Genomic DNA, 16,090 nt, shown 5'->3' on the forward strand with positions numbered 1-16,090 from the left:
TCGGCAATTCTCTTTCGAGAACCAGCTCAATCGGTAAGCAGTATTAAACGAACACGCCGGTGAGGTCGAATTCGGCGAGCGCCTCGGTCGTGAGCGTGCGCAACCGGGACTTCGAGTTCTCCGCCCCGGCCTCATAGGCGACGATGCCGATGATGACCTTGCCATTGAGTCGACCGGACACGACGACCAGCTGACCGTCGCCGCTTTCGAGCTCGCCGCGCGGGGTGGCCTGGTCGATGCCGAAGAACGATGTGTACTCGGCCTCGGTGCCGTCGACGCTGGCCAGCATCGACGGCAGATCACCCATGTTGGAGCACACCACCGGCTTGTCGTCGGAGGCGATCATGATGTCGGCGACCTTCTTGACCAGGCGCTTGGGAACCAGCGGCGTCAGCGGCATCAGCTCGAGGATCTCGTCGGGCTGGTCCTTGGCGGACTTCAGGGCGGTGCGCAGCGTGGCGCGTGTGGCACTGAGGTCCTTGGTCAGATCGGTCGGATCGATCTTGGCGTTCACCAGCGACATGGCGTTGGCCCGGACATCGGTCTGGGCGGTGCGGTCGCTGATGGCGATCAGCAGCGAGATGTTGCCGTCCGGGTTGCGCCTGCCCATCCGCTCCCCGAGTTTGGCGCAGATCGCGGCCAGCATCGAATAGCCGTTGCCGCCGAGGGACTCGGCCTTGGCGTCCCATTCCGCCAGATCGACGTAGGCGGTGATGGCGGGCACGATGACGCGCTCGTGCGGATCGGCGATCGCCCGGCGAACGGGGGCGGCCTTCGGGCCGGCCTCCTGCGCGCCGGCGCGCAGCACCTTGACCGCCTTGCGCGCCGCGCGGGCGATGGTCGGGAGTTCCCGGACGGTCTCGCGCAGGTCCTCGACGATCGCACGGCCGGTCCGCCGCGACAGCGGCGGCGGGTACCCGATGTCGATGTTGGCACCGGCCACCGCCGTGCCGACGGCCAGCAGCGCGGCCACCCCGTCGCCGAGGCAGTGCGAACCCACCATCGAGATGGCTGTCACGCCATCGGTGAACGACTGCACGGCCATCTGCCAACCAGGTCCATGCTCCGGATCGACCGTGACCTGGGCCCACCGGTCTGCCCAGTCGCCGATCTCCGCGCGCGGCAGCGGATCGGTGTTGATGTGCAGCGGTGCGGCCGGTCCGAGGGCCGCCACCCACCGGTATCTGCCGAACGGCAACGGCGAACGTTCGACCCGGCGGCCCGCCATCCCGTAGCCGAAGTTGCGGTAGAAGCGGCGCACCTGGTCCATGTTCACCGGGTGCTCGTAGATCCAGACCACCTGGATCATCTGCACCCGGCCGGTCGCACGGTTGGCGCGCACCATCGCCTCGTCCCACAGCGTCAGCCGATTGCCCACGGCGTCGCCGTTGGTGAACTCCACAGACTGTCCCCTCTTTACTCGATCACACCGGACAGCTCGAATGCGGCCAGCGTCTTGTCCAATTCGGTCCGCAACCATGCGGTGGTGTTCGGTGCGCCCGGCGCGTACGCGGCGAACGTCAGCACCTCGGCACCGTTGATCCGGCCGGCCACCACGGTGAGCAGCCCACACCGCTGCTCCAACGCGTGCCGGGTGGCCACCCGGTCGATACCGCGCAGGAAGACGACATCGGCCGGGGTGCCGTCGATGTTCGGCAGGTCCGGGGGCACATCACCCATGTTCGAGCACGACACCGGAAGTTCGGTGGAGAAGCCGAAGGCCACGTCGGCCATCGTGCGCACCACTCGTTTCGGGATGAACGGGGTCAACGGGAGCAGCTTGAGATCGTCGTTGGGCACCTCACGGGCCACCCGCAGACCCTCCCGCAGGGCCGCACGCGCGTCGGCGAGGTCGACGGTGACCTTGGCCGGGTCGATGGCCAGGTTGACCAGGATCACCGCGTTGGCGCGCGTGTCGTCGTCACCGGGCCTGCGGTCACCCTGCGGAATGTTGAGGGTCACCATGCCGTCGGGGCCCACCCGACCGATCTGTTCGGCGAGTTTGGCGACGAACCCGGCGACCAGCGAATGACCGTTGCCACCGAGTTCGCCGGCGCGGCGGTCCCAGTCGGAGAGCGCGACACGGACCGTCGCCGAGGGGGTGAAGACCTGGTGATCGGGGCCAGTGACCACGGGTTTGGTGGCACCGGACGCGGTCAGCTCGTCGCGTCGGCGTAGCGCCTGGCGGGCGGCCTCGACGAGCGTGCGACCCACCTCGGGGAGTCCGCGCACGGTGTCGCGCAGATCGGCGCGCAACGCCGCGGCCCGGGTGCGCGACTTCGGTGGCGGGTAGCCGAAATCCAGGCGACGGCGATGAATCGCGTTCACCATGGCCGCCAGCGCACCGCCACCATCGCTGACACAGTGCGAGATGACGATGCTGACCGCGGTCGACCCGTCGCTCATGGGCAGCACACCGACATGCCAGGCGGGTCCGTACTCCGGATCCAGCGGCATGGTCGACCGCTCATCGATCCAGCGGCCGAGCTCGGCGCGCGGACGCGGTGCCGCGAAATCGAGCTCGGACTGCGGGCCCAGTGCCGACACCCAGCGGTGCCGACCGAAAGGCAGCGCGGACCGTTCGATCCGCCTGCCGAGCAGCCCGTACCCGATGTGTTGGTGGAACCCGCGGATGGCGTCGAGATCGACGGGACGCTCGTAGATCCACACGATCTGCATGACGGCTTCCTGGCCGGTGGCACGCAGGCCGAGGAACATCGCCTGATCGGTGAAATCGATCCGGTCGTCCCGCTGCGCCGGCCGTGTGGCGGCACGACTCATCGCGTCGACACCTCCGATGCGAACAGGGCGATCAGGCCGTCTTGAGATTCAGGCCCGCGGCGTCGGCACCGATCGGCAGGACCGCGAGATCGCGGCCTTCGACGACGCTGACGTACACGGCCTTCATCGCCTCCAGATAGCGCAGGACCGATTCGCGGGCGATCGGATTGGCCGGGAACGCCGCGGTCACCGTGGTCTCGTGTTCGACCCGGTTGACCCACATCCCCACCTGATAGGCGGCGCGCGAGTCGCTCCAGATGGTGCCGTTGAGCCGCTGCCACTCGGCGATCACACCGGGCGAGAGCAGGCCGACGTCGAGGTAGGACAGCATCGGCACACCACCGTTGGGAGCGCGCAGCCCGTGCGATTCCGCACCGAGCTCCAGTACCCGCTCGACAGGCACGTGGGCCAGGTCCAGACCACCGTCGAAGGACTCCTGCGCGGCGCGGGCGGTGTTACCGAAGGTCGCAGTGTCCACCGGGACCGTGATCGGCACCAGGCCGGTGAACCAGCCGGTGGTCATGAACTCCGCGGGCGTACGCCGGGTCGTGGTCGGGGTGATGACGCGGTAGACGTCGTCACCGGTCAGCGCGGCATGTGCGATCGCACCGCAGGCGAACACCCCGCCGCTGAAACGCGCGCCGGCCGCGATGCAGATGGCCTCGAACCGGTCGCCCTGATCCTTGTCCAGCAGCTTCAGCGTGATGACATCACCGGTGTAGGCGACCGAGGGGTCACCCAGCGGCAGCGGGAACGTCGGCAACGAGCCGCCGCTGCTCTGCAGGAAGTCGATCCACCCGGCCACCTCCGGCGAGTCCGTGGTCAGCGCCGAGACGTACTCGTGCTGTTCGCGGCAGTAGGTGTCATAACTGCCCGGCTCGGGCAGCTTGAGCGGCGCTGCGCCCTCGACCAGGGCGTTGTACATCATGTGGATCTCGACGAAGGCCAGACCCATGAACATGGCATCGGTGTGCACATGGTCGACGCTGATGTACACCGTGAAGTGGTCGGCCCGCTGGATCACGCCGACGTGGAAGCAGTCCCATTCCCACGGGCTGGCGGTGGCCAGGATGTGGTCGCGCCACTGCTGGGCCGTCATCTCCCCCTGCTCGGTGGCGACGAACTTGATATCGCGGGGATTGGTGAGCGTGTGACGCACGATCTCGCCCGCGGCGCCGTCCGGTCCAGGAAGGTACTCGAACCAGCTGTGGAACGTGTCGTGCCTGCGCAGGTACGCGTTGATGACATGGGTCATGGCACGGACGTCACAACGTCCTGGGATATCCCAGGACGGGATGTTCAGCCTGGCCATGTCGGTGCCCGCGGCGGAATGCTTGCGGTAGGCCAGCAGGTGCTGTGCCTGCTGGTAGCTGACCGGGACATCGCTGACCGGGGCGTCCTTGACCTTGGCCAGGGTCGACCGTGAGGGGTGCCAGGAAATCACGGCACCTGGTTCGCCGACCCAGTCATGGATCGGTTTCATCGCTACCACAATCTGTCTCCTGCTTCGACGACGTCGGATCGGGGTTCGAGCGACGTTGCACGACCTTCGATCATGACGGAACCGATACTTCTTCGGGGGCAAGAACGTCACACAGACGGTCGGCGAGCACCCGAATGGTCGAAATATCTGTGGATCCGATACGTATACCTGTCTCCGCCTCGATGCGGGTCCGTACTTCGAGCGTGCCCAGCGAGTCCAGCCCGTACTCCGCAAGCGGCCGGTCGGGATCCACCGACCGCCGCAAGATCAGGCTGATCTGCTCGGAGATCATGCGGCGCATCCGGGCCGGCCACTCGTCACGCGGCAGTTCGTGCAGCTCCGCGAGGAAGGCGCTGCCGGTACTGCGCTGACCCGTCGACTGGAACGCTTCGGCGAACTTGCTGCTCTGCGCGAACGCCGCCAGCCACGGGGTGCCGACCACGGGTGCATAACCACTGTAAGGCCTATCGTGGCGAAGTAGCGTCTCGAACGCGTAGGCGCCTTCCTCCGGATCGATCCCGGCCTCCCCCGAATCGGCCAGCGCCGTGCCCGCACCGATCTGCGACCAGGGCCCCCAGGCGATCGATGTCGCGGGCAGACCCTGACCGCGACGCCAGTGGGTGAAGGCATCGAGCCAGCTGTTGGCCGCGGCATAAGCGCCCTGGCCGGGCGAACCGACCAGCGCGGCCGCCGACGAGAACACACAGAACCAGTCCAAGGTCTGCTTGGCCGTCGCACGATGCAAGTTCAGCGCACCGTAAACCTTTGGCGCCCAGTCACGTTCGATCAGTTCGTCGGTGATGTTGGCCAGCACCGCATCCTCGATGACCGCTGCGCCGTGCAGCACACCGCGCAGCGGCAACCCGGTCGCACACGCCGCCTCGACCAGCCGGTCGGCGGTCTCGGGATCGGCGATATCCCCGCGCTGCACCTCGACCTCGGTCCCGCCGCGGCGAATCCGGTCGATGACCTCGGTGGCCGCCTCCGACGGTGCGGACCGGCCATTGAGCACGATGCGTCCCGCACCGGACTCGGCCAACTTCTCGGCGAGGAAAAGTCCGAGACCGGTGAGGCCGCCGGTGACGATGTATGCGGAATCGGAGCGGAACACCCGGAACTCTCCGGGCGGCACCACGGCGTCGATCTGGCCTCCGTGCGGGATGTCCAGGACGAGCTTGCCGGTGTGCTCGGCGGCACCCATGACACGAATCGCCGTGGCACCGTCCTGCAGCGGATAATGGGTGGTCTCCGGCAGCGGGAGCACCCCGTCGGCGATCTGCTGGTAGCAGACCTCCAGCAGCCGACGCAGCGTGTCGGAGTCGGTCAGCGACAACAGCGCCAGGTCGACGGCGTAGAACGACAGGTTGCGACGGAACGGGAACAGTCCCATCCGGGTGTCGCCGTAGATGTCGCGCTTGCCGATCTCGACGAACCGGCCGCCGAACGACAACAGCTCCAGGCCAGCCTTCTGGGCGGCCCCGGTCAGCGAGTTGAGCACGATATCGACCCCGTAGCCGTCGGTGTCCGCGCGGATCTGGTCGGCGAACGCGGTGCTGCGCGAATCGTAGACATGCTCGATACCCATGCCCCGCAGCAGCTCACGACGGGCCTCGCTACCCGCGGTGGCGAAGATCTCCGCCCCAGCGGCTCGCGCGATGGCGACGGCCGCCTGGCCGACACCACCCGTGGCCGAGTGGATCAGCACCTTGTCCCCGGCGCTGATGCGGGCCAGATCGTGCAGGCTGTACCACGCGGTCGCGTGGGCACTCGGCACGGCGGCGGCGCGGTTGGTGGGCAACCCCGGCGGCAGTGTGACGGCCAGGTTGGCATCACAGGTCACGAAGGTGGCCCAGGCCCCGTCGGCGGAGATACCACCGACGCGGTCACCGACCTTGTGCCCGGTCACCCCCGGACCGACCGCGGTGACGACACCGGCGAAATCGGCGCCCAGCTTGGGCAACCGGCCCTCGAAGGACGGGTAACGCCCGAAGGCCACCAGCACATCGGCGAAGTTCAGGTTCGACGCGGTGACCGAGACCTCGATCTGACCGGGTCCCGGGGCCACCCGCTCGAAGGCCGCCAGCTCGAGGGACTGGATATCCCCCGGTGTGCGGATCTGCAGACGCATCCCCTCGCGGGCCGGATTGACCACCGTCGTGCGCCGGTCCTCGGGCCGCAGCGCGCCGGGTGTCAGCCGGGCCACGTACCACAGGCTGGACCGCCAGGCGGTCTCGTCCTCGTCGGAACCGGACAGCAGCTGTGCGGCGATCTGGGTGGCGTCGGTGTAGTCGTCGACGTCGATCTGAGCGGTCTTGAGCTGCGGGTACTCGGTACCGATCACGCGGATGAGCCCGCGCAGACCGGCCTCGTCAAGGTTCGCCGAATCCTCCGGGAGCACCGTCTGGGCGTTGCGGGTCAGCACGTGCAGCCGAGGCGCCTCGCCCGGCGTCTCCGGGAGCTCGCGGACGATCTTGACCAGGTGCCGGACGTTGTCGCCGCCCCGCACACCGGACTGCTCGTCGGCCACCCCGTGCCGCGGCGGGGTCACCACCAGAACGTGGCCGAACGACTGCGCCTCCAGCTGCTCACGCAGGCGGGCGGCGTGGGTGTCGTGATCGGAGTGCTGCGGCCACACCATGGTCGTGACGTCGACATCGTGGGTCTTGAGCGCGTCGGCAAGCCTGGTGGCCAGCAGGTCGGCTGCATCGGAGGTGCTGATCAGCAGCCAGCGACCGCCGCCGTGGTAATCGACCTCGGGCAGTTCCTGCTGACGCCATTCGATGGTGAGCAACCGGTCGTTGAAGGTGCGCTCACGCTGTCCGCTGTCGGATACGCCAGTGCCCAGCCGCAGCCCGCCGACGGCCAGCAGGACGCTGCCCGCCTCGTCGAGCAGGTCGAGGTCGACCTCGACGGCGTTGGCGGTGATACCGATGATCCTGACGTGGCAGTAGTGCGCGTTGCGGGTGGAAGCGAATGCGCGCATCCGGCGCACTCCCAGCGGGAGCATCAGGGTGCCGGTGGTATCGCTGCGCAGCGCGGGGTGTGCGCCGACGGCCTGGAAGCAGGCGTCCAGCAGCGCCGGGTGCACCCCGTAGGCGCCCTGCTGGGACCGGATCGACCCCGGCAGCGCCACCTCGGCGAGCACCGAGTCGGATTGCACGTCGGATCCGTCGTTGACATAGACGGCGACCAACCCGGCGAACGCGGGTCCGTACTGGATACCGCGCTGGTTGTACCAGGCCCGCATCTCGGCACCGTCGACGCGCACGGTGTGGGCGGCCAGCGCACCCTCGATGTCGACCGCGGTGGGAGCGCTGTCGGCATCGGCGGTCCGCAGCGTGGCCGAGGCCCGCTTGACCTGTTCGCCCTCCAGGTAGGTCTCGACGACGAAATCGGCCGATCCCTCGCCGGTCACGCTCGCGGCGGCGGTCACCTCGGTGCTCTCTTGCAGCAACAGGAGTTGGTCGAAGCTGATATCGCGCACCTCGGACTCGTCGCCGAGGACGTTACGGGCGGCGGCCAGCGCCATCTCGCAGTACGCCGCACCCGGCAGCGCCGCCACGTTGTGCACCTGATGATCCCCCAGCCACGGCTGGATCTCGGTGCCGACATCGGCCTGCCAGGCGTGCCGTTCGGGCTCCTCGGGCAACCGGACGTGCGCGCCCAGGAGCGGATGCACCGCCAGCGTGGCGCCACCGGGTGCCAGTTCCAGCGGGTCGCGCACCAGGATCAGCTCGCGATGGGTCCACGTCGGCAGTGGCGCGTCGACGAGGTTGCCGGCCGGGTAGAGCACGGAGAAGTCGACCCGCGCGCCGGCATTGTGCAGATCGGCGAGGACGGTCCGCAGTCCGTGCGGCAGCTCCTGCTCGCGCCGCACACTGGCCAGCGCCGCGTGCGCGATGTCCAGGCTGGTGGCGGTCTGGTCGACCGCATGGGTGAGCAGCGGGTGCGGTGACAGCTCGGTGAAGACGCGGTACCCGTCCTCGAGGGCGGCCTGCACGGCCGCGGCGAACCGCACCGCGTGGCGCAGGTTGTCGACCCAGTAGTCGGCGTCGAAATCGGCGATGTCACGCGGGTCGTACAGGGTTGCCGAGTAGTAATCGACCTCGGGCTCGGACGGGTCGAGGTCCTCCAGCGCGTCGGCGAGATCGTCGAGGATCGGATCGACCTGGGGTGAGTGCGAGGCCACGTCGACGGCAACCTCGCGGGCCATCACATCGCGGCTCTCCCATTCGGCGATCAGCTCGCGCACCGACTCCTTGGCACCACCGACGACGGTCGAACGCGGCGAGGCCACCACCGACAACACGACATCGTTGATACCGCGCGCCGCGAGCTCGGAGAGCACCTGCTGGGCGGGCAGTTCGACCGAGGCCATCGCACCGGATCCGGCGATCGTGGCCATCAGCTTGGAGCGCCGGCAGATCACCTTGACGCCGTCGGCGAGGGTCAGCACGCCGGAGACCACCGATGCGGCGACCTCACCCATCGAATGGCCGATCACCGCTCCGGGCGTCACCCCGTAGGCCTTCAGGGTGGCGGCGAGGCCCACCTGGACCGCGAACACGGTCGGCTGCACCTTGTCGATGCCGGTGACCGTCTGCGCGGACGTCAACTCCTCGGTGACCGAGAAACCGGACTCCGCGGCGATCAGCGGCTCGAGTTCGGCAATCGCGGCGGCGAATGCCGGCTCACCGTCGAGCAGGCCGGCACCCATGCGGGCCCACTGCGAGCCCTGACCCGAGAACACCCACACCGGACCGCGTTCACCGTCGCCGACGGCCCGCTGGTACGGCGTCTCGCCCTCGGCGACCTCGCGCAGCGCTGCGATCAGCCCGGCGCGGTCATCGGCGAGCACCGCGGTGCGCACCGGCCGGTGCGCACGGCGCCTGGCCAGCGTGTAGGCGAGGTCGTGCAGGTCGAGGTCATCGCCCTGGGCGGTGACCCAGTCGGCAAGTCGGCCGGCGGTGCGACGCAGTTCCTCGGCCGAGGTCGAGGACAGCGCGAAGATGTGACCGGTGGCGACGTTCTCGGTGGCGACGTTCTCGGTGGCGACGGGCGGCACAGCGGGTGCCTCTTCGAGCACGGCGTGCACGTTCGTTCCGGACAGTCCGTATGCCGAGACCGCGGCGCGGCGCGGTTGGTCGGTGATCGGCCACGGCGTCACCTCGGCGGGGACGAAGAGATCGGTCTTGATCTTGGCGAGCTCGTCGGGGAGCCGGTTGAAGTTGGCGTTCGGCGGCACGGTCGCGTGCTGCAGCGCCAGCACGCTCTTGATGATCCCGATGGTGCCCGCGGCGGACTGGGCATGGCCGAAGTTCGTCTTCGACGAACCCAACGCGACGGGGCCTGCGGTGCCGTACACGGCGGCGAGGCCGGAGAACTCGATCGGGTCACCGACCGGTGTTCCGGTGCCGTGTGCCTCGATCATGCCGACGGTGGTCGGGTCGATACCGCCGGACTCCAGGGCCGCACGGTAGACGGCCACCTGGGCATCGCGTGACGGGGTGGCGATGTTGACGGTGTGACCATCCTGGTTGACCGCGCTGCCCCGCACGACGGCGAGGATGCGATCACCGTCGCGCTCGGCATCGGCGAGGCGCTTGAGCAGCACGACGCCGGTGGCCTCGCCGGGGACGAAACCGTCGGCGGCCGCGTCGAAGGCGTGGCACTGACCGGTCGGCGAGAGCATGCCCTGCGCGGATCCCGAAGACAGCTTGCGGGGCTCCAGGACGAGATTCACGCCACCGGCGAGCACCAGGTCGCTGTCTCCGTCGTGCAGGCTGCGGCATCCGAGGTGCAGCGCGAGCAGACCCGATGAGCACGCGGAGTCCACCGAGTACGCCGGTCCGTGCACGCCGAGGTGGTAGGCGATGCGGCCCGAGGCCATGCTGAAGTTGTTACCGGTGAAGCCGTAGGGGCCCTCGATCGAGTGCGCGTCGGCGGCCAGCAGCTGGTAGTCGCCGTGGGTGAGACCCATGAACACACCGGTACGCGATCCCTGCAGGGTGGCGGGGTCGATGCCCGCGTGCTCGATGGCCTCCCATGCGGTCTCCAGCAGCAGGCGGTGCTGCGGGTCGACAGCGGTGGCCTCGCGGTCGCTGATACCGAAGAAGTCGGCGTCGAAACCGGCCACATCGTCGAGGAAGGCTCCCCACTTGGAGACCGAGCGTCCGGGCACGCCGGGCTCGGGGTCGTAGAACTCGTCGGCATCCCAGCGGTCCGCCGGGATGACCGTGACGTGGTCCTCCCCACCGAGCAACGCCTGCCACATACGGTCAGGTGAGTCGATTCCGCCAGGCAACCGGCACGCCATCCCGATGACGGCGACCGTTGTGACAGGTGTATCAACCACGAAGTTCAAACCTCTTCCAAACGGGTAGTACGAGACTGAGTGGGCGCGCTGGCTACGGTCGGATCAACCGGGCTGCCGGTCCGACAGGCGCTTGAAACCGTTGCGCACTCTTCCTCACCCTCTCCGGACCTCGCTGCAACTCGTTCCCGAGTCGGAGCGTAGTCGTCCCCGTTGACGACGGCGTTAAAAATCGAGCAAATCCACTGCGAACTCTACAGCGTCAAGAGCGCCGTTGCGCAGGCTACACCAGCTACGTCTTGTGATTCCAGCAACTGCGCATCGAGCTCTTCACCTGCGGATCGACCTTCATATTGACGTCCAAGTAAATGTGATCCGAGTCACTTTGTCAAGCGATGGATTAGCCAACCAATCAGCCAGCAAACTATTTGGACCTACCGCATCGGAGACCGGCATACGCTCCGATCCTGTGAACCGGCTGCCGACTGTCGGCGCTAACGACCCGCTCACCGCCCACGAGCTGAGTAAACAGGTGTAACAATCACCCCACTGGTGCACCGAGGGCGAGGACTCCAGGACGCAGCGACGCGCATTCCGACTAGTTCGCCAGATGGGTTGGCAACATTTGACTGAGTAACGGAATCCGCACGTCGGGAATGGGGCCGGGACGGGCTTGCGACTGCGACAAAATGCCCTTGCAGAGCGCCGTATATCCATTCATCCAGCCAACTGCCGAGGTCACCAGCAATATCGTGTTACCCGCGGTATCGCGTGATGATCGGCGCGGCAAGCAAAACTTCGGGTTACCGAAACCAAGATCGGATGATGCGATCAGACAGCCGCCGCGGCCCGTCCTGCGGATCCCGCACCGAACCGGGGAACCGCGCCGAATCCGCGTTGCCTGGCGCGCGCCGCGCCCCGGCGGATGAGCGCGGCCATCGCCGCGAACCCGGCTTGATCTGCCAGCACCAGCGGGGTCAGCAGCCGGTTGTGCACATAGCCGAACGCCAGTCCGGCGGCCGGGTCGGCCCAGCCCAACGAGCCGCCCAGCCCGACGTGACCGAATCCGGGGAGCACACCCGGGATCGGCAGTCCGTGGTAGCCGAGGTGAAAGGACATCGGCATCCCGAGGGACCCGTCGGGATGCAGGCTCCGCCGCCCGGTCAAGCCCGCCACCACCGCACTCGACAGGAATCGGCCGCCGTCGATCTCACCGCCATTGGCGATCGCGCCGTAGACCCGTGCCAGACCACGAGCGGTCGCCACCCCATTGGCCGATGCCATCTCGCTGTCCAACAGCGGGGTGTCCCCCTGCACCATGGACTTCATGCCGGGGAAGTAGAGCGCGCCGAGGCCTCCCGAGATCGGGAGCGCGGCCAGCCGCGGGGTGAGCAGATTGACGATCGGGTTCTGCAGATGCCGCTGCGGACCGATGATCTGCGCTGGTTGGGTCGGCGCCGAGAAGGGCGGCCGACCCAGGTGGATACCGTCGACATCGAGTGGACGTGCCAGCTCGGTCCGGAATAGCTCGCGCATGCCGAGCCCGGTGACGGAGCGGGCCAGGCCCGAGACCAGCCAGCCGTAGGTCAGGGCATGGTAGGCGGGCCGACCGCGCAACAACCCGGGCGAGGCAGCGGCGATGCGCTCCTCCATCCGGACATGGTCGAGCAGATCTGCCCTGGAGACACCGTTGAGCTGGGAAAGACCGGCTCGGTGCCGCATGACCTCGCGGACGGTGATCGCACCCTTGCCCCTGGCACCGAATTCCGGCCAGTACTCGGCGACCGGGGCCTCATAGTCGATGAGCCCGCGGTCCACCAGCCGGTGGATGACGGTGGAAGCCAACCCCTTGGTCGCGGAGAAGACCATGGCGCCGGTGTCGGCCGACCAGCGTCGCCGGCCCGAGCGATCGGCCCAGCCGGTCCAGACATCGACGACGGGCACCCCATCCAGGTACACCGTCAGCGCGCCGCCACCGAACCGGCGCGGACCGAACAGTCGGGAGAAGGCCTGCACCGCCAGCGCAAAGCTGGGATCGGCGGCACCGCGCACGCCGCGCGGTAGGACTCCGGCGCGGGTGCTTCCCGTCTGCTCGGCGGACGCGTCGTTGCGCTCGCCATCTATTGCGTAGGTCACAGTCGCCCCAATGTACTCCGCCGGCTGGCTAACTATCGAGGGCTGTTACCTAACCGTGAGGACGTCGGGGTTTGCCGAAAAGCACCAACCCGCCAGCCATACCTTTCCGGCCATCTCGGTCGGCTACTGGTCGGCAGCGTCGAGGATGCGCTGGGCCGCAAGGGCCGCGGTCAGCTCGCCGTCGCGCACCTGCCGCTCGACATCGGCGCGGATCCGTTTGACCTCCGGGTTGCTCAGCACCCGGTCCAACACTGTGTCGCGGACCATCGACCAGGTCCAGTTCACCTGCTGGGTGCGTCGGCGCGACTCGAACTCCCCCGCCTCGGTCAGCACCCGCCGATGCTCCTCGACGGTCTGCCACAATTGCGCCAGCCCGTCGCCCGTCAACGCACTCATGGTGAGAACCGGTGGCCGCCACAGGGTTTCGCGCGGATAGATCAATCGCAACGCACCGGTCAGCTCACGCGCGGCGGCCCGCGCCTCCACGGCATGCGGACCATCGGCCTTGTTGACCACCACGATGTCGGCCAGTTCCAGGACGCCCTTCTTGATGCCCTGCAACTGATCTCCGGTCCGGGCAAGGGTCAGGAACACGAAGGTGTCCACCATGTCCGACACCGTCACCTCGGACTGGCCCACCCCGACGGTCTCGACGAGGATCACGTCGAAGCCGGCCGCCTCCAGCAGCACGATGGTCTCGCGGGTGGCCCGGGCCACCCCACCGAGGGTTCCCGATGTCGGCGAGGGCCGGATGTAGGCGTCGGGGTGGACGGCCAAGTTCGCCATCCGGGTCTTGTCCCCGAGGATCGACCCGCCCGTGCGCGTCGAGGACGGATCGACGGCCAGCACCGCCACCCGATGCCCGGCCTCGATCAGGTGCATGCCCAACGCCTCGATCGTCGTCGACTTGCCGACCCCGGGGACACCGGTGATGCCCACATGGATGGCGCTGCCCGCATCCGGCATCAGTTCCAGCAGCAGCTCCTGTGCCCGCTGCCGGTGGTCGGTGCGTGTCGATTCGACAAGGGTGATCGCGCGGGCCAACGCCGCGCGATCCCCACTGCGCAGTGCCGACGCCAGCTCTGCGGGCGCGAGGTCCGGGCGGCTCATATCACGCCAGGCTGTACCCGAGTCGCTCGGCCAGCTTGTGCAGCAGGCCGATCGCTGCGTCGGCGATGACGGTTCCCGGCGGGAAGATCGCGGTTGCCCCAGCGGCATACAACTCGTCGAAGTCGCCGGGGGGGATGACCCCGCCCACCACGACCATGATGTCCGGGCGACCGACCTCGGCCAGCGCGTCGCGTAATGCGGGGACCAGTGTCAGGTGACCGGCGGCCAGCGAGGACACCCCGACGACGTGCACGTCGTTGTCGGCGGCCTGGCGCGCCACCTCGTCCGGGGTGGAGAACAGCGAACCGACGTCCACATCGAAGCCGATATCGGCGAATGCCGTCGCGATCACCTTCTGCCCGCGGTCGTGTCCATCCTGGCCCATCTTGGCAACCAGGATGCGCGGACGCCGTCCGTCGGCCTCGGCGAAACGTTCCACCAGATCCGTCGCGGTACTCACGTTGCCAGCCTTCCCGACCTCATCGCGATACACACCGGAGATGGTGCGGATCTCGGCGACATGACGGCCGTACACCTTCTCCAGCGCATCGGAGATCTCCCCGACCGTGGCGTGGGCGCGGGCGGCGTTGATGGCCAGCGCCATCAGGTTGTTGCCCAGTCCATCCTCCCCGGTCGAGACGTTCTCCCCCGCGGCCCGGGTCAATTCGGCAAGCGCGGACTGTGTTGCGTGCTCATCTCTTTCCGAACGAAGGCGCTCCAGTTTGGCGAGCTGTTCGGCGCGCACCCGGCTGTTCTCGACCTTGAGGACCTCGATCTCCTGGTCCTCGGCAACCTGGTACTTGTTCACACCGATCAGTGCCTGCACACCGGAGTCGATGCGGGCCTGGGTACGCGCGGCGGCCTCTTCGATCCGCATCTTGGGGATGCCGGCGTCGATGGCCTGGGCCATGCCGCCGTATTCGGCGACCTCCTTGATGTGCGCCCTGGCGCGTTCGGCGAGCTGATGTGTCAACCACTCGACGTAGTACGAACCACCCCACGGATCGATCGGCCGGGTGGTCCCCGACTCCTGCTGCAGCAGCAGCTGGGTGTTGCGGGCGATCCGGGCGGAGAAATCGGTCGGCAGCGCCAGCGCCTCGTCGAGGGCATTGGTATGCAGCGACTGGGTGTGGCCCTGGGTGGCGGCCATGGCCTCCACGCAGGTGCGCGCGACATTGTTGAACACGTCCTGCGCGGTCAGCGACCAGCCCGAGGTCTGCGAATGGGTGCGCAGGGACAGCGATTTCGAGCTCTTCGGATCGAACTGCGAGACCAGCTCACTCCACAGCAGCCGCCCCGCACGCAGCTTGGCCACCTCCATGAAGAAGTTCATCCCGATGCCCCAGAAGAACGACAACCGCGGGGCGAACTTGTCGATGTCCAGCCCGGCGTCCAGGCCGGCCTTGATGTATTCGACGCCATCGGCCAGCGTGTAGGCCAGCTCCAGATCGGCCGTCGCCCCGGCTTCCTGGATGTGGTAACCCGAAATGGAGATGCTGTTGAATTTCGGCATCTTGGCGCTGGTGTAGCCGAAGATGTCGGAGATGATCCGCATCGACGGTTTGGGCGGGTAGATGTAGGTGTTGCGGACCATGAACTCTTTGAGGATGTCGTTCTGGATGGTCCCGGCCAACTTCTCCGGCGGCACGCCCTGCTCCTCGGCGGCGACCACATAAAGCGCCAGGATCGGCAGCACCGCACCGTTCATCGTCATCGAGACCGACACGCTGCCCAGGTCGATACCGTCGAAGAGCTGGCGCATGTCCAGGATCGAATCGATGGCCACACCCGCCATACCGACGTCGCCGGCCACCCGCGGGTGGTCGGAGTCGTAACCGCGGTGGGTGGCCAGATCGAAGGCGACCGAGAGGCCCTTCTGACCGGCGGCCAGGTTGCGTCGGTAGAAGGCGTTGGATTCGGCAGCGGTGGAGAACCCGGCGTACTGACGGATCGTCCACGGCTGGTTGACGTACATCGTCGGATAGGGCCCCCGGATGAACGGCGGGTCGCCCGGGAAGCTGTCGACCGGGTAGCCGGCGGCAGCGGCCGCGTCGCGGTCGGCGGCGATGTAGACCGGTTTGACGTCGATGCCTTCCGGCGTCGCCCACACCAGTTGTTCGGGGGTGTAACCGTGCGCCGCGGCGGCTCCGGCGGCCAGCTCGGCGACACCGTCGGCCGTGGCGGCGGTCGGCGCGGTGTCCCCCTGCAGCGGGACATCGGCGAAGCTACCGATGGCCGACGTTTCGGTCTTCTCCGTTGCAGTCATG

Annotated in this window: 7 protein-coding genes; all 7 read right to left on the reverse strand. The window is 67.9% G+C overall.

Annotated elements, in window-relative coordinates:
- Positions 1–43 precede the first annotated feature (43 nt).
- Positions 44–1,402 (reverse strand): WS/DGAT/MGAT family O-acyltransferase, encoded by a 1,359-nt coding sequence (locus IC40_RS0115475; RefSeq protein WP_030135614.1) that lies wholly within the window; start codon positions 1,400–1,402, stop codon positions 44–46.
- A gap of 14 nt (positions 1,403–1,416) precedes the next feature.
- A complete protein-coding gene (locus IC40_RS0115480; protein WP_030135615.1) occupies positions 1,417–2,781 on the reverse strand; it encodes a condensation domain-containing protein in 1,365 nt (454 codons plus the stop codon).
- Between the two features lie 31 nt (positions 2,782–2,812).
- On the reverse strand, positions 2,813–4,273 hold the full coding sequence (locus IC40_RS0115485; RefSeq protein WP_030135616.1) for a condensation domain-containing protein: 1,461 nt from the start codon (positions 4,271–4,273) through the stop codon (positions 2,813–2,815).
- 61 nt (positions 4,274–4,334) lie between these two features.
- Complete coding sequence (gene pks2 / locus IC40_RS0115490) at positions 4,335–10,619, reverse strand: sulfolipid-1 biosynthesis phthioceranic/hydroxyphthioceranic acid synthase (RefSeq protein WP_030135617.1); 6,285 nt, start codon at positions 10,617–10,619, stop codon at positions 4,335–4,337.
- A gap of 789 nt (positions 10,620–11,408) precedes the next feature.
- Complete coding sequence (gene lipL, locus IC40_RS0115495; protein WP_030135618.1) at positions 11,409–12,713, reverse strand: esterase/beta-lactamase LipL; 1,305 nt, start codon at positions 12,711–12,713, stop codon at positions 11,409–11,411.
- A gap of 123 nt (positions 12,714–12,836) precedes the next feature.
- Positions 12,837–13,823, reverse strand: a complete 987-nt coding sequence (meaB, locus tag IC40_RS0115500) for a methylmalonyl Co-A mutase-associated GTPase MeaB (RefSeq protein WP_030135619.1) — start codon at positions 13,821–13,823, stop codon at positions 12,837–12,839.
- A gap of 1 nt (position 13,824) precedes the next feature.
- On the reverse strand, positions 13,825–16,089 hold the full coding sequence (scpA, locus tag IC40_RS0115505; RefSeq protein WP_030135620.1) for a methylmalonyl-CoA mutase: 2,265 nt from the start codon (positions 16,087–16,089) through the stop codon (positions 13,825–13,827).
- Between the last annotated feature and the right edge of the window lies 1 nt (position 16,090).

The organism is Mycolicibacterium neoaurum ATCC 25795 (assembly GCF_000691525.1).
Taxonomy (GTDB): Bacteria; Actinomycetota; Actinomycetes; order Mycobacteriales; family Mycobacteriaceae; genus Mycobacterium; species Mycobacterium neoaurum.